23 protein-coding genes and 1 pseudogene are annotated in these 22,873 nt (G+C 40.1%); 9 read left to right on the top strand and 15 right to left on the bottom strand.

The features are described from left to right. Positions 1–153 precede the first annotated feature (153 nt). The 13 genes from ACVWYG_RS12545 to ACVWYG_RS12485 form a co-directional block, all read right to left on the bottom strand. Positions 154–2,061, bottom strand: a complete 1,908-nt coding sequence (locus ACVWYG_RS12545) for a DUF5977 domain-containing protein (RefSeq protein WP_457270570.1) — start codon at positions 2,059–2,061, stop codon at positions 154–156. 5 nt (positions 2,062–2,066) lie between these two features. Then, positions 2,067–5,123, bottom strand: a complete 3,057-nt coding sequence (locus ACVWYG_RS12540) for a hypothetical protein (RefSeq protein ID WP_457270569.1) — start codon at positions 5,121–5,123, stop codon at positions 2,067–2,069. Between the two features lie 4 nt (positions 5,124–5,127). Then, positions 5,128–5,616, bottom strand: a complete 489-nt coding sequence (locus tag ACVWYG_RS12535) for a hypothetical protein (protein WP_457270568.1) — start codon at positions 5,614–5,616, stop codon at positions 5,128–5,130. A gap of 2 nt (positions 5,617–5,618) precedes the next feature. Continuing rightward, a complete protein-coding gene (locus ACVWYG_RS12530) occupies positions 5,619–8,783 on the bottom strand; it encodes a hypothetical protein (RefSeq protein WP_457270567.1) in 3,165 nt (1,054 codons plus the stop codon). After that, positions 8,783–8,983 (bottom strand): hypothetical protein, encoded by a 201-nt coding sequence (locus ACVWYG_RS12525; protein WP_457270566.1) that lies wholly within the window; start codon positions 8,981–8,983, stop codon positions 8,783–8,785. The genes ACVWYG_RS12530 and ACVWYG_RS12525 overlap by 1 nt, the downstream gene beginning before the upstream one ends. Before the next feature lie 20 nt (positions 8,984–9,003). Beyond that, a complete protein-coding gene (locus ACVWYG_RS12520; RefSeq protein ID WP_457270565.1) occupies positions 9,004–9,474 on the bottom strand; it encodes a hypothetical protein in 471 nt (156 codons plus the stop codon). A 1-nt stretch (position 9,475) separates the two neighbouring features. Next, complete coding sequence (locus tag ACVWYG_RS12515; RefSeq protein WP_457270564.1) at positions 9,476–9,985, bottom strand: hypothetical protein; 510 nt, start codon at positions 9,983–9,985, stop codon at positions 9,476–9,478. 103 nt (positions 9,986–10,088) lie between these two features. Then, the gene (locus ACVWYG_RS12510; RefSeq protein WP_457270563.1) at positions 10,089–10,724 is read right to left on the bottom strand and encodes a hypothetical protein; all 636 of its coding nucleotides are present in this window, start codon (positions 10,722–10,724) and stop codon (positions 10,089–10,091) included. A 20-nt stretch (positions 10,725–10,744) separates the two neighbouring features. Next, positions 10,745–11,464, bottom strand: a complete 720-nt coding sequence (locus ACVWYG_RS12505) for a hypothetical protein (protein ID WP_457270562.1) — start codon at positions 11,462–11,464, stop codon at positions 10,745–10,747. Next, on the bottom strand, positions 11,454–11,738 hold the full coding sequence (locus ACVWYG_RS12500) for a hypothetical protein (protein WP_457270561.1): 285 nt from the start codon (positions 11,736–11,738) through the stop codon (positions 11,454–11,456). The genes ACVWYG_RS12505 and ACVWYG_RS12500 overlap by 11 nt, the downstream gene beginning before the upstream one ends. 6 nt (positions 11,739–11,744) lie before the next feature. Continuing rightward, entirely contained in the window at positions 11,745–12,158 is a 414-nt protein-coding gene (locus ACVWYG_RS12495) for an N-acetylmuramoyl-L-alanine amidase (RefSeq protein WP_457270560.1), read from the bottom strand. A gap of 135 nt (positions 12,159–12,293) precedes the next feature. Continuing rightward, on the bottom strand, positions 12,294–13,397 hold the full coding sequence (locus tag ACVWYG_RS12490; protein WP_457270559.1) for a hypothetical protein: 1,104 nt from the start codon (positions 13,395–13,397) through the stop codon (positions 12,294–12,296). Positions 13,398–13,493: 96 nt separating this feature from the next. Further along, on the bottom strand, positions 13,494–14,519 hold the full coding sequence (locus ACVWYG_RS12485; protein WP_457270558.1) for a hypothetical protein: 1,026 nt from the start codon (positions 14,517–14,519) through the stop codon (positions 13,494–13,496). A 163-nt stretch (positions 14,520–14,682) separates the two neighbouring features. Between ACVWYG_RS12485 and ACVWYG_RS12480 the strand changes: the two genes are divergently transcribed. The 8 genes and pseudogenes from ACVWYG_RS12480 to ACVWYG_RS12445 all read left to right on the top strand — a co-directional run bounded on the left by ACVWYG_RS12480 (position 14,683) and on the right by ACVWYG_RS12445 (position 21,588). Then, positions 14,683–15,150 carry a hypothetical protein gene (locus ACVWYG_RS12480; RefSeq protein WP_457270557.1) on the top strand — a complete coding sequence of 156 codons (468 nt, stop codon included), beginning with the start codon at positions 14,683–14,685 and terminating at the stop codon, positions 15,148–15,150. Then, positions 15,150–16,670 carry a hypothetical protein gene (locus ACVWYG_RS12475; RefSeq protein ID WP_457270556.1) on the top strand — a complete coding sequence of 507 codons (1,521 nt, stop codon included), beginning with the start codon at positions 15,150–15,152 and terminating at the stop codon, positions 16,668–16,670. The genes ACVWYG_RS12480 and ACVWYG_RS12475 overlap by 1 nt, the downstream gene beginning before the upstream one ends. A gap of 3 nt (positions 16,671–16,673) precedes the next feature. After that, complete coding sequence (locus tag ACVWYG_RS12470; protein ID WP_457270555.1) at positions 16,674–17,099, top strand: hypothetical protein; 426 nt, start codon at positions 16,674–16,676, stop codon at positions 17,097–17,099. 2 nt (positions 17,100–17,101) lie between these two features. Beyond that, a pseudogene (locus tag ACVWYG_RS12465) lies at positions 17,102–18,235 on the top strand (phage portal protein family protein); the annotation flags it as partial. 12 nt (positions 18,236–18,247) lie between these two features. Continuing rightward, entirely contained in the window at positions 18,248–19,291 is a 1,044-nt protein-coding gene (locus ACVWYG_RS12460; RefSeq protein WP_457270609.1) for a phage head morphogenesis protein, read from the top strand. Positions 19,292–19,406: 115 nt separating this feature from the next. Then, the gene (locus ACVWYG_RS12455; protein ID WP_457270554.1) at positions 19,407–19,934 is read left to right on the top strand and encodes a phage virion morphogenesis protein; all 528 of its coding nucleotides are present in this window, start codon (positions 19,407–19,409) and stop codon (positions 19,932–19,934) included. Beyond that, a complete protein-coding gene (locus ACVWYG_RS12450) occupies positions 19,931–20,371 on the top strand; it encodes a hypothetical protein (RefSeq protein WP_457270553.1) in 441 nt (146 codons plus the stop codon). Before ACVWYG_RS12455 ends, ACVWYG_RS12450 begins: the two co-directional genes overlap by 4 nt. Before the next feature lie 11 nt (positions 20,372–20,382). Next, positions 20,383–21,588 carry a hypothetical protein gene (locus ACVWYG_RS12445; protein WP_457270552.1) on the top strand — a complete coding sequence of 402 codons (1,206 nt, stop codon included), beginning with the start codon at positions 20,383–20,385 and terminating at the stop codon, positions 21,586–21,588. A 53-nt stretch (positions 21,589–21,641) separates the two neighbouring features. On the opposite strand, the gene ACVWYG_RS12440 is transcribed toward ACVWYG_RS12445, so the two are convergent. Together ACVWYG_RS12440 and ACVWYG_RS12435 are read right to left on the bottom strand one after the other, a co-directional pair. Beyond that, the gene (locus tag ACVWYG_RS12440; RefSeq protein WP_457270551.1) at positions 21,642–21,980 is read right to left on the bottom strand and encodes a hypothetical protein; all 339 of its coding nucleotides are present in this window, start codon (positions 21,978–21,980) and stop codon (positions 21,642–21,644) included. An 85-nt stretch (positions 21,981–22,065) separates the two neighbouring features. Beyond that, the gene (locus ACVWYG_RS12435; protein ID WP_457270550.1) at positions 22,066–22,527 is read right to left on the bottom strand and encodes a hypothetical protein; all 462 of its coding nucleotides are present in this window, start codon (positions 22,525–22,527) and stop codon (positions 22,066–22,068) included. Between the two features lie 66 nt (positions 22,528–22,593). Here ACVWYG_RS12435 and ACVWYG_RS12430 point away from each other — a divergent pair, with 66 nt between their 5' ends. Next, positions 22,594–22,812, top strand: coding sequence for a hypothetical protein (locus ACVWYG_RS12430; RefSeq protein ID WP_457270549.1), 219 nt, complete (start codon positions 22,594–22,596; stop codon positions 22,810–22,812). The last annotated feature ends 61 nt before the right edge of the window (positions 22,813–22,873 follow it).

Here is a 22,873-nt window from a genome sequence, read left to right as displayed (position 1 = left end):
TTCGTTACTATTATTATTACTTTTGTATTCTCACATAAACAGAATGTATTTTGCAAATCTGCTTGGCTTACGCCTCAGCAAGTGCTTAATGCATTCTTTTTTGTTTATGTGAGAGTTTACGAAATGGAGCTGGGGCGTTTTTTTTTTAACTCATTAAAAAGTATACCTATAGTTTGCATCTTCGGTTGGCGTTACCTCTACAACAGCGCCTGTTAAAGTATCCTCTGGCGTAAAATCTCCAGAGGTAAGCGTTGTAACGCCAGACCCTTCTGTTGTGCCGGTATCTATATCAGCCGTGCCTGTTTGATAATTGCCAGAACTATTTCCAGACACACTTACCTTAACCGTTATCAAACTACCAACGGCCTGTGATGCTTCAACTGTGAAGCTTGCTTTTTTGTTTGTTTTGGTAACATCAATAAGCGAAATCGTAATTAAAGGCTTAACTACGTAACAACTGCCCTTCTCATTTGCGTTCGCCTGCCCAGCAGTAGCAAAATTACTTTCATCAGCAGTTTGTTGCGTATTTGCATCGGCAAGAGATACATTTGAAATGTATTTTTTTGAAAACTCAACAACAGTCCCTGTCGTACCAACACAATTGTTGCGTGTAAAGTTCTGTGTTTTGGTTACGGTATAAACCTTCGGACTTCTAATTGCCGGTACTGGTTTAATATCTGCTGCTTGCTTAATCTGTTGACGAAGCAACCGTGTAGCGAGGCTCACAATCGGTTTGTCTGCCAGTTCCAACTCATAAGCCCACGGCGCTTTTAAATAGCGTTTAAAGCTCTCAAGATTAATCAACCTATCTACATTCAAACCCTCATCTATCAAATGGACCTGCGAACCTTCTGAAAGCAAAATATCATTATCCTTAAAATACTTTTGGTCTGGCGATACCGTATAGCTTGATTTTTGGAACGAATTTAAATCTAAATGATCTTGCCCAAATTGAAGCAACCTAGCCTCTGATTCCGTAACAAACTCGGTTGGTATTTGAATATCTGTAACGATAAACAAATCGCCAACATCTGCAAATACATTTGCCGATGGAATTTCTAAAGCCGTTTCTGTCTTTAAAACATTTATAGTAAACTTCTTGGTCGTATTGTTGTACGCGCTCAACTCTAGCTCATATCCCGCAAGTTGCCCTGTTTGGAAAGTCACTTTAGCAACCAAGCCTGCTATCAAATAATCATTAATATTAAAAGGAATCAAAGCGCAATAAAAATTTAAATAATCATCAATCGAGCTTACTGTACCAACGTATTGAGGAAAAACATCTGGAAATTCTATATCTGCCTCATTTAACGGGTAATTATTTGGGTTTGGCGTTAACTCAATTGGCCCATCAAGCTGCAAAGTATTAGCATAGTTGCGGTAACCATCGGGCAAATTCCTACTACCGCCATACACATAAAGACGTGTGATAGGCATATCGTTATCATCGGCTCTATTGTTACGCTGTATGCTTGTTAAACCTTTCCTTATACCATAAGAAAAGCTTAGCCCGCTATCAATGTTACGAGTGGCCAAGTTTATCACATTACCATCAAACCAAAGCTCGACAGAAAATTCATCCTTCAATGTGTTTAAAACCTCCAGACAATTAACACTAGAGAATGGTAGATTCTTAGTTTCAGTAACCTCTATAGTTCCTAATTTCCAAATGCCCGGATAGTCTCTATTTAAATTTAAAACCACAAGCCCTGCAAATACCGAAAGATCGCCCATTAAACTAAAAGATCGCTCTCGCAGGTTATTGGCAATATCTAAATACATATATCGCACCCTGCTTAACGAATAATGTTCTGCTTCGAACACACATGAGAAATTTACCCGCCTGTTGCCAACCCTAGTAAGCTGCGGCAAACTGTTTAAATAGTACGTCTTACCAAAAACCTCTACAGTATCGCCAAAAGCCAAAGTAGTAGCCGTACCGCTAATGCGCGGAAAATTCAACACCAAGTAATCTATGCCATTACGTTGCTTGTGTTGGTAATCCATTACATCGGGTATTACATTAATTAGTGGTACGCTTCCGCGGAGGATGGTTAGCATAGAAATTAACTAATTTTTAAAACTATAAATCCGTAATCTGTTGCTGATGCGGTGCTTAATATATTTATGCTTGCGGTTACCACGTTGCCGAATAAAATGCATTTTGCATTTTTCTCATAAACCTCAACTTTTTTACCTATCCATTTCGTGTTTGCAGCTATATTATCATCGATCGCTCCATGATAGTCCAAGAATATAAATATGGTATTTCCCAAATCGACATAGCTGAAATTAGTTCTGCCTGTTGGATTGTTTGCAGGATTTGTATAACTTCTAAAAGCTACGGTTGAGAAGCTTGAATTTGCGGACAGAACATAGGGTTTATCGAAAGCATAGGGATAAATTTTACCTGTCGTGTTTAAAAATATAGCATTATTAACTGCGTCCTTTCTGCTTGTCTGCGAGCCTCTATCTGTAATGTACCCTGCCATTAAATTTAAGTTCGCGCTTGTGTTTAAAAACCTATCTGGTGGCGAAAGTGGATTTTCCCAATAGGCAGAAGTTAAATTCATTATAGCTGCCGGAACTGCTGTCCAACTTTCTTTATTTCTAAAGTCAAATGTTTTTACCCCATCTGAAATAGGTAAAGATTTCGGAATGTAAAGTGTGTTTGGATCTGTGATTTTAATGCACTGTATTACTCCAGAATATGATAATGTTATAGCCTTGTAGTCCCTGAAATTATTGAAAACTACTGTGTTCCCATTATCCGTAAATCGGTACGTATTCGATATATTTACCAATGCATCGCCAAATTGATTAAATAAAGGCTGCGTCAAATATCCACCTGTTGGTCGTCCTGATGTAATTCCGCTTCGTATTGTTTTGAGGTCTAAAATATTGTAAGTCTCTAATACATCCATAAACTCACAATAATAAGTTCCATCGGCTGTGATTTTTGTTTTACCATCTAACATCATAACAGGTGTCGTTTGGGTTACTGTTGTGTACCCGTTACCTGCGCTTGCGCTTGAACTAAAAGAGAAAGTTGTGTTATTTACTCCATTTGAAACGTAGGTAAGATTTCCGATAACTGGCACATTAAAACCATACTGCCCCTCTGGCAAATTATCGTCCCCAATAGCCCAAATATTATTAGCGTCCAAAATTCTTAAAATTGTAAATTGATTATTTGCGGAATCCTTATAAATCGCCCCAACGTCTGCAAGTGTTTTTCCGTGTGATGAGGCTACAATATTTCTAACTTGGTTCCAAGAGTGGTTTCCGCCGACATAACTTCCATTTACGCTTACAGGCGTAATATCATCGGTGCTTACTTTCAATAGCGTTCCCTGTACAGAAATGTCCGAGCCTTTCGTTACGGTGTAATCGTTTAGGAAGTTAAGGTTTCCGTTGTTTAAGAACGACCCTTGCCTAATCTCAAAAGCTTTTACAAGGTCGAGCGTTGCGCTCCAAGGAGACGATACATAAACAAATGCACCTACCTTTTTAACCTTTACGCTACCTAATCCACTTCCTGCTTTCAAGGCGGTAACATCTGCCTGTATGCCCTTTAAACTAACTACGTTGCTTCCAAAAGCGTTTTGAGGGTCTGGATATATAATTGTGCCCTGTGGCTCTTGATTAAATAAAACAGTGAAGTCAATAAACTCCATGCTTTTACCATTTGATGCTGCGCCGTTAAATAGGAAGTAGTAAGGAATAGAAGTTCCCACAAAACCACTATTCCAAGTGATTGCAGAAAATGTAAGCCTTAAACGAATATAAGCACCAACCTCTGCAATTTTTGTGGCGGTTAAGGTTGCCGAAGTATATTCTGTAATCGCTCCAGCTGGCGATACTGTCTGCGGTGTTCCTGCTAAAACTAATGTTGGATTAACAGTAAAATTCTTAACACCAAAATAACTATTAATACCAGTAGTAAAAATTGCTTGAAATTCTGTTTTTTTAACCCAAAAAGCGAATGAAACTATCGGCGGTCTATTTGTTCCTATTAAAATGTTGAAAATACGGTAGCAAGTAGCGCCATCAGCGGTCATTGTATTAGAGAATATATGTTTTCTACCAACAATGTCTTTTGTAGGGCTTGTGGTATCTGCAATGTTTGTAACGCCGAATCCACCAACGCCCTCAACAGCAGGGGGGAAAGCCTCTGGTGTTGCAGTGCTTTCTCCTTTATTAATTCTTGATATTGGAATATCTGAATTTAAAGCATTTAAAGCCGTTGTATTGGAGTCTACTCCACTTTGTAGAACTAACTGACTTGCAGCCACTGATGCTTGCAAATCTGTAACTTGTTGTAAAGGTGGTATTAGAGCCTGTTTTATAGTAGTTAACACAGTAGAAGATGAAGAAACTATAATATTTGTCCTATTGGTCGTCCCTGTGAACTTTGTAGTAAATTGATACCCTACTGCTCCAGCGGGGGCTTTGACTCCACCATTTAGCGTTGTTGAAAATGCAGGGTATGCAGTTCCATCCGTTTTTAAGGGTTTTAATGCAACATTTGAAGCGTCTAAAAATCTGAAATTAGAATCTCCTGTGCGGTTAAACAAATATATTATTTGCCCTGCTGTAATTGGATAAATTTTAGAAACTGCACTTGTGCCATTTGCGGATAATGCACCTGAAGTCGAATTAATATAAAACCCATCAATATCGTCAAGGTAGTTATATGTATTTGCGCCATCTAAAATTGTATTTGATCTTGGATATGCATTTAGGTCTACCGTAGTAGCATAACCGGTGAAACTCAAACTTACCTCACTATATTCCGCCGCCCAGTTCGTTCCATCAAAAACCAATTCAGCAGTCAACACAAATAACTCTCCAACCTTAGCCGGTATAGTTATAGCAGCTGCATTCGCATCCAAGAAATTTGTATAAGTTACACCGGGCTTTGCTTTCCAATATTGTGCGAGTACAGGCGTACCCGGATCAGTAGCCGCAGTTGCCGTTCCTTTTAAATCTCCTTTAATATCAGATATTTTAAAGTTTTTTGTTTTCCCATCAGCATCAGTACCCAAAATTCTAGCGCCAACAATCGATGTTGCATCTGGTATTCCGCTTATAGGTTGGTCTTCGCTAGTTTCAGTTGGCATAATCTTAAGTATTAGTGTTTATGAGTTTATTATCGTTGGTTAAAAGGTAGCCGCCTTCTTTTTTAGTTAAGAAAGCGTAGGGCACCATCATAGAAGGCACAGGCTCGGTAAACTGCAAAACGTACTTTACCCCAATAGAGGTTTTACCTGCAATGTTCGTAATGGCTTCGGCCGTTTGTGTGCCGGTGTAATACAGAAAGAAGCTGCGCTGATAGTCTGCTACATATATTCTACGTAAACCGGGCTTTGCCAAAAGGTTAAATAAGGCGCGGTAATTTGCCCAATATTCCGTTTCGCTATCGGCAACCATCGCAAATGAAATACTTACTTGCTTATGTTTAAAAATTGGCGCAGTTAAATCTACTTCAATGCCGTTTTCATCAGGCCAATCGTTAGTATAGGGCGGCTTTAATTCGGGCATCTTTAAAAAGTCTGTCCAAGCAGAAATTATGATACCTAAGTCGCTAAATAATATGCCATCTATTGTATCCATTTTTAAATTCCTTTCTGCCCAGAGGCTCTAAGTGCATAATTGTAAGTGTCTGAGGTTGCCTTTGCAATTACTGCAATGCCAATCTTTATATCTTGCAAACTGTCGGTGTTATCGGCAGTTCTTAATGTGTTTGCCTGTATTTGTAACCGGGTAAGTTGTGCAGCTCTCATTTCTACCAGCTGACTTTGTGCATTATCTTTCGCAATTACATTGCCCGCCAATGCCGCCAACCGAGCGCCTGCGGTATAACCTGCAAGAATGTTTATACTATCTTGAGATGCAGATTTAAAAGCGCCTTGTAGGTTGTTGGAGCTTTTTTTAGTACCGGTTATATCTGTTAAATTATCTAGCCGTTTTTTACTTTCTTCGCCAATTGCTAGATACTCTGCTTTTAGCGCTTCTTTTTCTGCATCTGTGTAAATACCATCTTTACCCGCGGCTGCAAAATTTTCGTAAAATCCTGCAATCGCACCCTTTAGGTAGGTGCTCTCAAAAATGCTAATGGCGGCATTATCCATCAAGTCTTTAAAATTGTTAGCAAAGCTCGTTGCTGCATCGTCTCCATTTTTAAATCCCTGGATAATACCATCGGTAATGCTCTGTGCAGTTGTGCCGGTTATTACTTTATTTAAAGCGGCGGCCGTTTCTTCTGCACTTGCGCCAATGGCATCTAACTCATCACGAGATTTCTTTAGATTTTCGTAAAGCTTTTGGGTAGCTGCATCTAACTTACCACCAGCAGATAGTTTTTCTAACTGATCATAAGTTAATCCGTTAATCCCAGCAGTATCTTGTACTACCCTTGTTTTTCTACCGATACCTAAAAAGCCTCCGTATTTCTCGGTGCGTTCTCCAGTTATCTGCTTTCCATTGGCTTGTATATCTCTAAGCGCATTGTCATAATCTTGCTGCGCCTGACTGCCTTGCGTGTTGAGGAGTTGCTTTCTTGCATCTAGTTCAGATAATGTGGCATCAGTTATGCTTTGTTGTGTTCTTGCACGTTCTCGGAGTGTTCGGTTATAATCTAACTCGCCTGCTTTTGCTGTGGCGTAGTAGTCTGCAATTTCTTTTTTTGCTTTGTCTGATGATTCCTTTGCGGCTTTAAAAATATTAACAATACCAGATACTAAACTTGTAACAGCACCAACCGCCGCGCCAACCGGACCCGCAACGCCTGCAATACCGGCAATGCTACCAAGAAAACCGCCGCCAGCATCTGCTTTGGTTTTAGAATAATCTGCAATGCCTTTTTTTATACCGCCAATGCTTTTGCCTACGGTTTCGGCTGCTTTAAGCACATTGCCCAAAGTGCCTATCAAATTGGCCAAGCCTTCATCTAAGTCTTTAACGCCGTTGGCCATACCAACAAACGCATCGCCAATTTTACCAAGAGCATCATAAGCTCTATTCGTAAGACTTACTTCTGCTTTCTCTATTAAGGCTTTAAATTCTGCGTATAATTCTTTGGGGAAATCTGCACGATTTAGCAGTTCTTTGGCACTATCTATAACCTTTTGGGCTTCTGCATTGCTTAACAACTCTATGCCTTTGTATAGGTTTTTATAGCTGTCTAGCTTTTTAATGTGGACTTCGTTTAAGTTGCTTAACTGCGATTGGTACGTCTCGAATAAAACACCTGCTTCTTCTGTTTTCCCTTTGGCTAACAAATCGGCTTTGTCTTTCTCGTAATCTTGCTCTAGCTTTAATGCCTTTTGCTTATAGGTTTCGTTTGCCTTCAGTAAATTGTCGAAACGTTTTTTCTCTACCGCATCAATTGCATTTTTTTCAATACGATCTGCATCGCCGGCAGGTAATAAAGCAACTTTCTTTTTATTTTTAGGATCATCATTATAAGCTTGTAGTTTTACATTCTCATCTTCTACTGCTTTGCGAATTTTTACAAAAAGTGCTTTAATCCTAGCTATCTCTTTATCTTCATTACTCAATACATTTCCGGTATATTCGGCATCATAAGCCAAAAGCTTATCGTTTAAATCTTCACGACCTTTTAAAATACCGTCGTAATTGTCTTTTGCTTCTTTGGGGGTTTTAGGCGCTTTAGGTGCAGCAGGAACTTTAGGAGTTTTCGGTGTAGCCGGCTCTCCTAAAATAGTAATCGCACCGTTTTTCTCAATGCCGCCCTGTATGGCGTTTGCAAGTTTCTCGTTCTGATTGCTTAGTATTTGAGTATCTCGGGCCCGATCTGTAATCCGTTTATCAATAATCTCTCTTTCCTTTTTACGGGCATTTTCTAAAAATCCATTGTTAAAACTTCCTGTACCGGTAGCAGTACCGCTACTCGCAGAGTTGCCAGCTTTCTTTAAAAACTCATCATTTGCTTTAGCTAACGCAGCATTTTTTATATTAATGGCTTGGTCATCAATATTCCGCTGCTCATTCTCTAATATTCTAGCTTGGTTTTTCGCTATTCTATCTTGCGCAGCTCTCGCTTTTGCAGCTGCTACAATCTGCTCAGATAGAGATTTATAAGCTGTAGCGGCATTGCCAGCTAAAATAGCCTCGTTAGTCAAGTTGCCAAAATACGAGGGGTACTTGCTTTGTATCTCATCTACAAACCTATTCCGATCTGCAAGAGGTAGATTTAAGTTCGTAGCTGATTTGTAGAGCGTGTCTAGTTCTACCTTTTCTTTCTGCGCAGCTTGTGCCCCTTGAAGCTGCACTTCGTTAAATGCAATTTTATCTTTTACAGATTGCTTAATTTTTTCACTAAATAAATCTAACGAAGAGAGGTATTTTAGAATAGGACCTGCGGCGAAGGCTAAAACTGTAGCAATGCTAAGTCCGGGCAATAAACCAATAATACCGCTTAATAGACTAGAACTTTCGCTTTGCGCTTGGTTGTTCTCTTGGTTTGCATCCTTTAGATTTAAAACCTCGACCGCAAGGTCTTTAATGCTACTTACATCTGCTTTTTGCGGCGCTTGTTTCGCAGCATAAATCGCCTCTGCTTCCCGTGCATTCTTGGCATATTTATCCAGTAAATCTTGGTTTGATTGAGATATACGTTTAACGCTCTCGGTTACTCTTTTAGCAGAAGCTTCAGCAGTATTGCCAACGCCAGTAATTTCAGCCTTCGCCTTTTCGGCATCTGCCTTAAGTTGCGATTGGTTAAAATCTAATTCGACGCTTAAATTTAAATTCTCCATTAGCTAAAAAACTTCGAGGCTAAATCTTTGCCTGCTATTTGGGTAACCGTTGTGGCACCCGCTTTTTTTGATTTTGTAAACGCAGGCTGATCTGCAATAATTAACTGAAGATTTATCCAGCTAACTCCCCACAAAATGTAGTTAAGTTTCCAGCCTGTTTTTTCTATAATTGGGTATAACGCACCCCAAGGGCTATGCATGCCGTATGGCTTTAACTCCCCTAAGTCGGTTGGCTCAGGTTCGGCGCTGTTATCGTTAAACTTTGCGCCGATCTGATAATATTCAGAAAATCCCGTGTGTTACCCAACACTATCAAATAGTACACTACATCTAACATCTTTATGGTTTTCACGTTCCAACGTAAATAAGAGGCCAAAGCTTTTGTAAATAGCCAACCTCTAAACCGGGTGTTAATTAAAGCGCAAGCAATTATTTTACTAATTACCTTACCGTGCCTTGCAAAAACTAGGTTTGCATCTGCTACGCTAATGTTTTCTAACGCTTCTACGGTTAAACCTGTAGAGGCGAAATAACTGCTAACCCTTAACTGTGTGCCGTAGTATGGGCTTTTAATTTTTGGGTGAATTTCTTTTTTACCAAACCATCTTATAAAAAAAGGGGCAGCAATCGGAATTGGAATGCCCCTTTCTAAAAGAGTATCAGCGGCCGCCTGTTCTATCTGGCCGCCCATATTATGCTGCCGGGTTTACAACCGTAACAGATGATAAACCTGCAACTTTTGGCAACAAAGGCGTAACAGTAATCTCTGTTAACCAAATGCCATTATCTGCAACCTTCCAATTAGCTTTTGATGTTACAGATCCACGTAGAATCGTAAACTTTGTACCATCGGTAGTTTCCATCTCAAAAGCTGCTTCCAAAGTAATCGGATCATCGGCAATGTTCAACTGCTTTACGGTATTTAACGTTGTAACTGTACCAACAGCAAACAGAGCTAACTTGTCTACATCCGTACTCATCAAATTAAATACAAAAGCACCTGCACCTTTGCTAGAAAATTCTTTGGCAGGCGTATTTGGTTTTTGCTGCGAGAAGACTGGTGTTTTGGTAACGTCGCCACCAGTATAACCAACACTATCTTTGTACACATTACCAACATCGGTAAGCGCTACAGGTAAACCCGTTGCTGGGTCTATCGTTCCCATTTTTAAGGTCTTTAGACCGAATGCATATAATTCCATTTTTTAAGCTATTTAAATACTATTTAACGAGGTTTTAAATAGGGCTTAGCCAGTTAGACTAAGCCCGATAATCAGTTGCGTAATCGCCGCCGCTATTTCTTTATTACTTCTCAGCTTCAGCATCTGCCTTCGCTTTTGCTTCAGCATCGGCTTTCACTTTTGCATCTGCTTCAGCATCTGCTTTTGCTTCAGCATCGGCTTTCGCTTTTGCTTCAGCGTCGGCTTTTACCTTTGCAGCTTCATCAGCTTTTGCTTTTGCATCTGCTTTAGCTTTTGCATCTGCTTTTGCGGCAGCCTTTGCAGGTGTTACAGCTTTTTTTTGCTCGGTAACCGCCGCCTTAGCCGCTTCTTTTATCTTGCTTTTATTTGCTTCTGCTGATTTATCAGCTTCGCCCAAACTTGCCTTTGTTGCGGCTACATCTTCTGCGGTAGAGGTTGCAGCATCTTTGTTTACACCAGGCTCTAAATCTTTAATTTCACTTGGAATAGTTTGTACAGTCTTAATTTTGCCTTCGCCAGCTTCCTGTGCTCTATCGGTTGCCAATGGATCCTCTCCAGATTCAAAAGCAGATCTAACCGCACTAAATACCTTTTCGTCTTTTAGACGTTGGGAGTGGCTATCAGCTTTTGCGCTTTCAGTAAACATTTGATCATCCGAAGTCATATATAATACCTCTACTTCGGGATTGTGCGCAAAGGCGCTTTCTACTTGTTTTTTTTGGGATGATGTAAGTTTCATAACGATATATTTTACGGTTGTTAAAATCTATATTGTATGCCCGCAGTTATTTGTGGGCCATAGCTTAATTCGTTGTTATTTCCTAATTGGATTCCATAGCCAAGCGTTACACCAAAGCCAACTTTAGACTTGCCTGGTGGTGGCGATATGGTTAATTGTTTAAGGCTTTCGATTGATAGTCTTTTATCAGTGACGAGCACATCTGTAAAATATCGAGTAGGTGCAAAAATGTTTTTCTTCTCGGTATAGGTTTTCGTAGCTAATCTAATTTTACCGGTAATGTCGAAAATACCACCTTTATCATTTAGCGTAAAGCGTGCGGTAATGGTAGAATCTTGATGAAAGTAAGAAACATGGCTTAAGCTGTCTAATTGCTTTTCCGCTTTCAAGCCTTTTGCAGAAAGTGTGGCATTTATAGCAACCACGCTCTGGTATTTTTTGGTTTTATCTGTGTTATCCAACATTAAGCTATCTAGCACCGATTGGCTTATTGGTAACTTGCTTAAATCGCCATTGCCTATAATGTCTGCCTTACGCTCAAATGTGGCTTTCTTTAAACCTTTAGAGTTAACAGATTCCGCTAGCTTTTTGGCATCTATCATAGCATCATCTATAATAGTGGTTTCCTTTCGGTCTGATAGTTTAACGCCATCTTTACTCGGAAAGGCAAGCTTTATTAAAAGCCCGAGTATTGCTATAACAGCAACAAAGAATAAAATTTTATAAGTGTTATTTTTCATTTTTCTTATAGTTTTTTATCGCGGTACTATCTACCGTTTTTTGTATTTGTTGGTTTGTCATGTGTTCTACCATGTAGGCTGTTGCAATATCATCTTTAAGCTTGCGCTCTTCTTTAATCTCTAGGTTGTGGTCTTTTCTCTCTTGAATCATATCTTGACGTTGGGCAAAAATTACACTTACTAGCACGAGTGTAATTGCATAAAGTGCCCACGCAAAGGGTGTTTGCGCTATCTCCTTTAGCGTAATCTTTTGTAGGCTGTCTGTTATGTCCATTTGTCATTATAATTGCTTTATTCCTACTTTTTTTAACCACGTTGCCACATCAAAAGACGGGCAGGATTTGGTAACACCAGCAAAATCTCGGTGCCCTAAAATCTTTGCATTTGGGAATTTAACCCGCATGTCGTTAATGAGCTTAATTTGAGTTTGTATTTGCCCACAGGTACGGGTATCTATTCCCTTTTGACCGCCTTTATAAGAGATGTGCACGGAGTTTTGGTTGTGACCTTTTACACCATTTGCAACCTGCTCTATTGGCAACAACTGCTCGAAACTTCCATCTGCATTAATCTCAAAATGATAACCCGGAGATTTCCACCCGTTAACCGTTTTCCAATAGTGCAGTATTTCTGCTGTACTTTGGTTTGGTGGCCCATCCGTGCAATGCAATACGATGTAATTGATCTGCCTCATGTTCTCGTTATTCAAAGTCCCCTTTGGGGATTTAGGGGATTTAGGTTAAGCGGGTGGCGTTTCGCCTCCCCGCTATTTAGTTGTGTCTAACCTTTATGTTATGTGCCCTTAAGCCTCCTTTGGAGGTTTGGAGGATTATGCAGCCGCATCTTGCGTTAACACAGCAATACCGCCGTAGTCTGCACGTCTAGCTCTAGCGCCCATACGTACTTCGAAAGAATAAACATCACCATAGAATTGAGGAGCTTTCATTTGCTCGAATGCAGTTACTGCACCTATAGGAGCCTCAACTGCATTTTCATACCAGAATAAAGATGCTTCGTTATCACCCGCTGCACCTACTACACCTGGTGCCTTAATAGCAAATGCGCTAGTAGTTACTAACACGGTAGAGCGCGTCATAATATTCCAACCCTGTACTTTAGCAATTACACCACTCTCGCGTTCTGCTTGAGATACAGATGCCATATAAGTGGCAGTAACCACGCTATCGGCAGGAAACAAATCAGCTTCCATTTGTGGTGTTAATAAAGCATTCATTTTACCTTCAAACCAACGTTTCTTATTTTTAAAATAAGTTTTCATGATTTGTAAATCTGTAAGCGTAGCTTTTTTACGAGTACCAGTTGCAGCATCTGAAGTGGCGGCAATTGCAGCACCAGAAGTTTTAAAAATAGCACTAGCAGGCAAGCTTGTAGAGTTTAACGGGCTGTTAGTCCAATCGTACAATACCTCTTCTGCAATGGTTTCGTTAAGATTGTCTTTATCTTCGCCAAGTACCGAGTTACGCTTGTCATAACTTAATTCGTGCTGTTCTGCATTAGGGATTAAAACAGGGTCTGTAGTGTAAGCATCTAAAGCGTAAACTATATCTGTATCACTTCTTTTACGAACATTAGCGGGTAACGAAGTTCTGTTTTTTACTGTTGTGCCAGAACCGCCCGACTGTGGGATGTGCACAATTTTACCTTCGAGGACGTATTGATCGGCATTGAAACATTTTTTTAGAAAGGTATTATCCTTAAATAACTCCTCTTCAATATGGTTCTGCCAAATCTCTACCTGTATGGCCATTGCTAAGCCAAAACTTGTAAAACTCAAAGCCGATCCGGTTACGGTGCCTGCAACACAGGCAGCGCCCAAAGCCATCACCGGCGATAAACCGCCAATGGTAAATACTACAAGCCAAACAAGTACATTGTAAAGTAAGGCTAAGGGTTTTAATTTTAAATTTTTCACGTTATTTGGGTGTTTAAATGTATGGGTGTATTTTCTTTTTGTGTGTTTAAATGGTGTTTAAATCCCTTTTTATTCCCCCATTGGGGGCAAGGGGGATTAGCCTGTATAATCTGTACTGTATTGCTCTTTAAACTTGGCTTTAAACAATTCTAAGTTGTCTGCTTTCAACTTAATAAGCTTACCAGCTTTGTCTAACTCCGAATAGCTCAACTTTACAAAATCGGGGTCTTGTTTTGCAGCTCCGCCCTCTTTCTCTACCTTGGAGTTAATGGTTGGATTTGCAGGCATTTTAGCAAGCATAGAGCTCGCAGTATCAAAACCCAACTTAATGTAGTCTTCGCGCAAATCGGCAGTGATCTTACGATCTACATCGATTGCTTTATCTACCAGGGCAATTACCTTCTCTGTAGATGCAAGATTTACAGCTTCATCTACTTTCGTCTGTAGCTCTACTTTCTCAGTCGCTAGAGCTGCTTTGTCGGCTGTTAAGGTTTCAATTGCTGTTTTGTTCGTAGCGGCAAGCGTTACCAAACTTTCAATTGCAGTGTGCGCCTCGGTTTCGGTAGCGCCATCTTTTAATAATAGCAAGGCCGCAGTTGCAGCACTTAATTGAATGATTTTCATTTCTGAAGATTTAGTTGAATTTATAATGGATTGAAAGTCTGATAGGGTTACCAGCTCATTTGTTTTGTTGTATAAGGCAATGGAGCTACTTAATGCTTCGCTATTGCTACCACGATCTACAATGCTAAATTCTACACCTATAGAAGTCTCTAGCCAAAGGTCCAAAGGATCATCACTAAAAGTACCAGGGGCAAGCCCAGCCGATGCCATTTTAATAGTTCCGTTTTCTACCTTGTTGTAAATCTTTACTGCAAAGTCATCCGTATCATCAAAAACGGGCGTTCCGTACACTCTACCATCTGCCAAAATTTCCAAGTCAGCCCAAAAACCCAACGGCAGCACCTCTGTAGTGCTTAAGCCTTTCGGGCGCTCATGCATAAAAAGCATAATTGGGTTGTTATAGAAATCGGTTAAATCTATGCCCGCAGTTCTAACCTTAAAGCCTTGGTTATTCTTTTTCTCACTCGTTAACAAGAAGCGTTTGGTAGATTTTAGCATCGCCGTTTATCGTATTTGTTATGCAAACGTAACCCGACTTTTTACCCTAAAAAAATTAAGGTTTACAAGTGGCAAACCCACGCATCCGCATTGGTAATGCTGTTTTTGTACTTGAAAACATAAAATCTACTATACATAACTTATATACCATTTTTGTACTGTTATGGCAGGAAAACGACTCACAAAAGCCGAGGTAGTAAGGCTAAAAGAAAGCACAAAGCTTTGGTATATTAAAGAGGGCATTACCTCCCAAAAAGAACTTGCAGAGCGTGTTGGCGTTACCGAAAAGACAATGGGCAAGTGGGTACGAGAAGAGAAAGACAACTGGGAGAAGCTTAAAAGAAACTTGCTTTTAACACGCTCCGAGCGCATGAGCGATCTTTTAGATGAGTTAACCGAAATACAGAACGCCATTAAATTAAAGCCAGAAGGGCAAAGATTTGCCGATAGCAAAATGGGCGATGTACGACGCAAGCTCGTAAAAGACATTAAAGAGCTAGAAACAAAAGCAGCTATGCACGAGATTGTACACGCCTTTATTTCACTTATAAACTTTGTCCGCCCAGAAAGCCCGGCAGATAGCAAAATGATTAGCAAATGGGCAGATATCTTCATTAAATCCCGTTCGTAATGCACGATAGAATTCAGCAAATACAAGCGGCTATAGATAAACAGGCTCTCATTAATTGGGATAAGTTTATCATTAATGAAAGCAAGCAATTCCCGGTTAACATTAACGAAAGCGAGCTAGAGAAGCGCAAGCGTGTAGAAAAGCTAGAGGGTAACGATGAAGCTTGGTTTAAATACTACTGCCCAAACTTCTATAGCTCAGAGCCTGCACCGTTTCACATTCGCTCTACCAAGTTGGTAATGCGAAACCCCGAGTACTTTTTAGTGCGTCCTTGGAGTAGAGAATTAGCTAAGTCGGGGCGTACCATGATGGAAGCTTTAAAGCTTTCGCTTACCAAAAAGAAACGCAATTGGTTTTTGGGCAGCAACAGTTACGATAATGCAGTTAGGCTGCTAATGCCATACAAATCTATTTTAGAAAACAATGCGCGTATTATTAACGATTACGGCATTCAAAAAAACATAGGCCATTGGGAATCGGGCGAATTTACCACAAAATCGGGTTTTAGCTTTCGTGCCATTGGTGCGGGTCAATCTCCGCGTGGTGCCAGGCAAGATGAGTACCGCCCCGATGGTATTATTGTAGATGATTTTGATACCGATGCAAAGTGCCGCAACCCGGATACAGTTACAGAAGACTACGATTGGCTAGAACGTGCGCTAATTCCAACCCGTTCTATCTCGGTGCCTTTGTTAGTGATCTTTAACGGTAACATCATTGCAGAATACTCTTGTATCACCTTAGCTATGAAAGTAGCTGATAGTTTCGAGATTGTAAACATTAGAGATGAAAACGGTGTATCTACTTGGCCACAAAAAAACACCGAAGCTTTTATAGATATCGCCTTGCGGGTATTAAGCTACAAAGCACAACAGGGCGAATACTACAACAATCCAATTACAGAGGGCAAGGTTTTCGAGAAACTTTATTACGGGCAAATGCGCCCGCTCAAAGAGTATAAGTTTCTAATTTCTTATACAGATCCATCGTACAAAAAGAAAGGCGATTTTAAGGCTACAGCATTAATTGGTAGGTGGCGAGATCAATACCATGTGTTAAAAGCTTATTGTGCGCAAACCACCACTTCTGATATGTTAGATTGGAATTACGAGATCTATAATTATGTGCGAGGCGTGGTGCCTATTTACTTTATTATTGAGTGGCCGTGGATAGATGATTTGTTGAAAATAGAGATCAAGGCTGCAAATATCAAACATGGTATTACCATTCACCCTGTGCCCGATCCAAGAGATAAGCCAGATAAATACCATCGTATAGAATCTACACTTAACCCGCTAAACCGAAACGGCTATTTAATCTTCAACAAAGATTTACAAGAAAACCCGCACATGGTAGCAATGGAAGGGCAGTTTAAGGCGCTAAGCCCTACAAGCCGTGCGCATGATGACGGACCCGATGCAGTAGAAGGCGGAGTTAGTTCTTTAAATGCCCGCACCATTAACGATGTTAGTAAAATTGAAACCATACAAATAAGCCGTAAAGGCACTAAACACTATTAAAGCATGAGTTTTATAAGCAAAGCCGATTTAGGCACACACATATACAACGAGAAAGTCGATGTAATTACCCGGGGCAATAATGCACTTGTACAAGATGCAATCGATGCAGCCATTAACCAAGCAGAAGGTTATTTAAACCGCTACGATTATGCAACCATCTTTGCCACTACAGATGCAACCGAAAGAAAAAAGTTTGCAGCATTGATCATCTTCATCAAAGACATTGCCATTTGGAATTTGCTAAAGCTTTGCAACGCAGGCATGAGCTTAGAGCTTGCCAAAGAATGTTACGACGATGCCATTGCCGAATTAATGCGCATACAAAGCGGCAAATTAATTTACACCACTTGGCCTGTAATTGCGGCAAACATAGAATTTAACCAGGGCTTTACTGTAACCAGCAATCCTAAACGATCTACTTATTATTAATTATGGCACCTAGAAAAGACAGGGTAACAAAAACCCGAGGCAAAATAACAGGGAACGTATTAAACACACACATAGAGGTACGCCCAATTGTAAGAGATTCGCTCGATTTAAGAAAATGGCGTAACGCTACCAAATTTGCAGAAAGCACCATACCGCGCCGCATACAGTTGTATGATATGTACAACGATTTAGCCAGTACCGATGGGCATTGGCAAGGCGTTTGGGGTAAGCGTGTAGATGCAATTACTACAGCCGATTGGCTTTTTACAGATGCAAATGGCGAGCCGGTGCTAGAAGTTAACCAGCTGCTAGATTGTATTGGTTTCGAAGATCTATTAAGCGAGCTCATTGCAACCAAAGGATTTGGTAAAACTTTGCTAGAGCCTGCATTTATCATTAATGATAACGAGATGCACGAGGTTGTACCAAATCTCATTCCGCGCAAGCATTACCGTTGCGATTTAGGCTTGGTAACCAACGAGCAAACAGGTGATTCAGGTACGAATTACCTAGAAGGCATTTATGCTAAAACCGTAATGAATGTTGGCAAGGATAACGATTTAGGCATCTTTTTAGCCGCTGCCGGTTATGCCATTTTAAAACGTGGTGCAACAGGAGATTGGGCAAGTTTTGTAGAAAAGTTTGGGCAAGGCATTATAGATGGTGAGTGGGATGGTTACGATGATGCGCAACGTATTGCACTTTCTAAAGCTTTAGACGGCATGGGCAGCGGCGGTGTAATTGTACGCCCCGCAGGCACAAAGATTACCGCTATTATGCCAACAGGCAACGCGAATGGTCAGCTACAGATGAGCTTTACAGATTACTGTAATAAAGAGATTTCTAAAGCGCTGCTTGGTAGTACTGAAACAATTGATAGCAGTAATACAAGCGGCTACGCACAATCGGCAACGCACCAGCAAGAAGATAATAAGAAAAACGAAGCTGATATTAACTACGTACGCAGGTACCTAAATAGCGAATTTGTAAAAGTGCTGATCTCCGCAGGCTTTAATGTTAAAGGTGGCACATTCATTCTTAAAAGCGAAAAGCAGATCGAGAAGAAAGAAGCGTTCAAGATTCATAAGGAAATGGCTTTAGAGTTAAAAGTTCCTTACAGCAATGATTTCTTTTACGAGGAATACGAAATGCCAAAGCCCGATGATTACGATGCACAAATAGCAGCACGCGCAAAAGCCACCGAGAATCCTGTTCCCCCTTCGGGGGCGGAACAGCCTATTCCCCCTTCAGGGGCCAGGGGGAAGGTTACGCTTGCCGATCGTTCTATTTTAAGAAAGTTAACCGATTTTTTTCAACCCGCCCGAGCGGTAGCACCTCGGGCGACAAATCAGAAATTTTTAACTTTTAAAGACAATGTAAATAGCGTTTACACAACGTGTTCTCATTCCCCCTTTGGGGGCAAGGGGGAGGATTTAATTACTTTGGCAGATACTACACCAAAATTTAGCCAAATGATTTTAGACATCATCCGTAAAATATTCGAAGCGCAAACTGCTATTGATTTTGATGATAGCCTTTTTGAAAGCTATGTAGATGAATTAACCAAAGCCATTTTAAAAGGTTTAGGACAAAGCGATGTTGCAGATTTTACAACCGTTGATACCAGCTTGGCAGATTCGCTGCGAAAGAATGTACAGCAATTCTCTGCTGTTAAAACGTGGAAAGAATTGCAAATGATGAACGATGCGCTTATAGATCCAAATGGACAGGTAAAAAGTTGGGATAACTTTAAACGGAGCGCTGAGCAAATTGCAGATCAGAATTTAAATTGGTTAAAGACGGAATATGAAACGGCCTTTCGCAGTGGACAGATGGCGCGCGAGTGGGCAAGCATTGTAGCGCAGAAAGATCTATTTCCTTTTATACAGTTTGATGCCGTTATAGATGAGCATAGTACAGAACTGTGTAGCTCGCTAAATGGTGTTATAAAACGTTGGGATAGTCCATTTTGGAAAATATATTTCCCGTTAAACCATTACAACTGTAGAAGTAGAACTCGAAAACTACGAGATGCGGTAGAAACGCCAGATAGCGAAATAAACTATCCGGATATTCCCGAAGCTTTTAAAAAGAACCTAGCAGCAGAAGGTGTAGCATTTGCGCAAGATCATCCGTATTTCAGCGATGTGCCTAAATCTGTTTTAGAGCGAGAAAGGAAAAAACAAAATTAAATTTTGTGAAACTGCTGCGATATTGCATGATTTACCCGAATAGCTGCTGCCGATCGTAAAATTATATTTGGTCGCAATGACATATAACCTTTAACCCGCAACCCGTAACCCAGCAATGAGCAACCAAGACAAAATCGATGCATATTTTCTAGAGCTTCAAAACCGAATTGCAATTGCAAGGGTGCAAATCATTCCGATTTTGGCAGAAGATACAGTTAACTACGGGTTAGAGAACTTCGCCAAAGAAAGCTTCGACGGGTTAGCCTGGGCACCTCGAAAAGATAAAAAGAACAAACGGGCGCTATTGGTAAAAACAGGTAAACTAAAAGGAGGTTTGCGCGTAATTGCCACCAGGGCAAATGGTTTTAATGTGGGCGTTACAGATGTGCCCTATGCAGCCATACACAATTACGGTGGCGCTATTAATAGAGCTGCAAGCAGCGAAACCTTTTTACGTAACAGAAAGAAAAAAGGCAAGAGTAAAGGACGTTTTACAAAAGGCACAACTGAGGGCCAAGGGTTCACCTTTAAACCATACACCATTAACATGCCTAAACGCCAATTTTTAGGCGCAAGTCCAATTTTAGCAGCAAGATTAATTAAAGCGGCAAAAGCCGAAATGTATAAAGCTATAGACAGATGATACAAATATTTGAAAAACTAAAAGAACTTATTGCAACGGTACCGGCTATTTTATGGGCCGACTTAGATAAAGGGCAGTTAGATAATTATCAGTTACGCCCTGCGCTGCCTTTTCCGAGTGCGTTAATTCGGATTAACATAAATAGGACAGAAGATATGGGCGGCGGCCTACAGCGTTGTTTCTGCAGCTGTAACGTGCGCTTGTTGTTCGATTACCAAGGAGATACAAATAGCCACGTACCAGTTGAAGCTTTAGCCAATAGCCTCAACTATTTCGAAGTTACCAACGATGTTTTTAAAGCAATCCACTACAAGGGAGATGATAACATTGGCAAGTTTATGCGCAAAGGCCAAACGCAAGAAATTCGGCAAGATGGTTTAACGGTTATGAATATTCCGTTTGATACCATTTTTATGGATAAATCAGCAACACAATAAATCAATATAAAATGAAACTTAAATTCACAATTCTAGCCTTACTGGTAAGTACCGGTTTAATGGCCCAAGTTGCCACTACAAAAGATGGCAAAATTAAGTATATTAAAACTGTAACCTCAGAAGTTACCATGGCAAATGGTGTCGTCTTGCCACCGTTTGAAGGCAAAACTGCAATAACTGCCGCGCAGGTTGCAAAGCTTTACAATGCGTTACCAAGCGCGCCCCCTATTGTTGTAGTGCCACCAGTAACTACTACTGAAAAACTGAACGCCATTTTCGATAATGTTTTCTTCGCCGCTAACGGGATAAACAAAAATGGACAAAAAGTTGGCAACGGAGATTTTGTTGCGCAAATACCAAACAGCAAAAGTGGCGTTTCTCTCTATGCAAGTTCTTTAGATCAGCCTCGCACAGAGATAATGACTTACAACAATCGGTATATCCAACTAGATAACGAGAATAAATTTTATTTCGTTTCGCCAGATATGCAAATTGGTAAACCTAGCGAAGATTGGTTTATTGGGCTAGATTTAAGCGGTTTTAGTTACGAAGCTTACTGGAATGTTTACGGTAAATACCTAGGAGACTTAGGCGGTCAATTTAGGGCCACAAATGCAAACAACGAATTTATACAAGGTCGTCTCCCTTTGTACAAGCCGTTTGTTGTGCGGGTGCAGTACACCGCAACAAACACCGCAAAGTATTGGATAGACAATATCTACAAAGGCGAGCTTAAAACCTATCTTTTTGGCTCTAACAAAGCATTTACACGCATTGGCGCGGGCACCGATACCAACAACGCCAAATGGAACTTTGCAGGTATTTTTCAAGTTAACCACGCCCTAACAGATACCGAAGCGAACGAAGCATTTGCAGATTTACAGCAAGGTTTTGGCATCGGTAAAGATTTACCATTCCCAATAGCAAAAAGCGTAGGTGTGGGTTTTAGCGGCAAAAACGTAACTGCAAAATTTGTTTATTATTCGCCAACCAACGTACCTATTGGTAAGGTAGATGTTACCTGGTACAGTGCAGGTAATGGCCAAAATCCCGATGTTACCAATAACGTTTTAGTTCCCGAATTAAGCGGTAAAGCTACATTCGATTCGTCTAAATACCCTGCCGGTACTTGGTTTAGAACAGATGTTAAGGTAACGGACAAAAACGGACTTACCTTTGGCGCAGGTAGTGGATGCGGATATTACAACGGCAGGTAATTATATAAAAAAATTAACGATAAAAAACCCCGAGCAGATCTGCTCGGGGTTTTTTATGTACCTCTTTGTGGGTTTGGCGACCACACCAAATGCGGATATAATTTCTTCAACTTCGGTAGCCTTGGCTTTTGCTCTACCACTTCTTTTAGAAAATCGTATTGAATGCCCAGGCGTTTAATTATTACACAAGAGCTGATAAAGAATTCCTTTTCTAAATATTCTAGCACATCATCGTACCGGGTGCGCTGTATTTCTATGTGATAATAGTAGCGATAAACTAAACAACGGTCTCTAGCATCGGTACTTTCTGTCTGGATAATAGCAGGCTTGCGCTTTACGGTTGGCGCTTGTGTGGCAAATAAAGAAGTAAATAGTAGTTGCTGCCCCTGCATATAGACAAATATAACAAGCGCGTTTTGCTAAAGACAAAAAAGAATTAAACAAAAAGCCCCGATCATAAATCGGGGCTTTGGAATTTTAATCATTCATATCAACAACTTTACCAATCAATACACCATTTGGGTCGACTAAAAAACGATACTTACCTAAGACATTTGCTCCATAGCTATTTTTCCCATAAGCATCTAAATAAATGTAATATCTGTCGATTTTTGAAAGGTATTCCTTAGTTCCTTTTTGAATCATTTCTTTGTAAGTATCTATGATAACTTTATTATCTTCGTTTGTTTGAACACTTAATGTTGCTATCTCATTTATTAAGTAGTCCTTTTTACTAATAGGAGATAGTTCAAATTTCAATAACTTATAACTATAGGGGTCTTTAAAATTCTCAGCTACATAGCTGCTTTTAAACCAAACTTTTACTTTATTTTTTATTTTTTCTACTTGTGTGATTTTACTGTTTTCTTTATTATTTTGTGCAAGGCAAGTTGTAGAAATGGATAATACCACTATTAATGCTAAGAGTATTGTTTTCATATTATTTAGAGGTTAAACCCCACCATAACGGCAGGTCGGTTAAATTTATAAATTATTTTACTATTAATGGCAGAGATAACATTTAAAGCTGCTTTCGGCAATGAAGTTAAAACTGTTCGCCTTACACAACCCCACGGCGGGCAGGGTAACTACCATATCATGATAGATAATTTTTATAGCGGCGTTATTGTTAGAACTCATACAGGCTTTTTAGTTTACTTAAATAATGTAGAGCTGCTAACCTCAGCAGATTTAGAAGCTTTGCTAGAAAGGATTGAGCTTTAAATTAGTTAAATTATTTGCATTCTATAATGGTATGCAAATCTCATACCAACATTTAAGCTCT

The sequence above is a fragment of the Pedobacter sp. UYEF25 genome, assembly GCF_054061655.1.
This window is presented reverse-complemented; position numbering and strand designations above follow the sequence as displayed.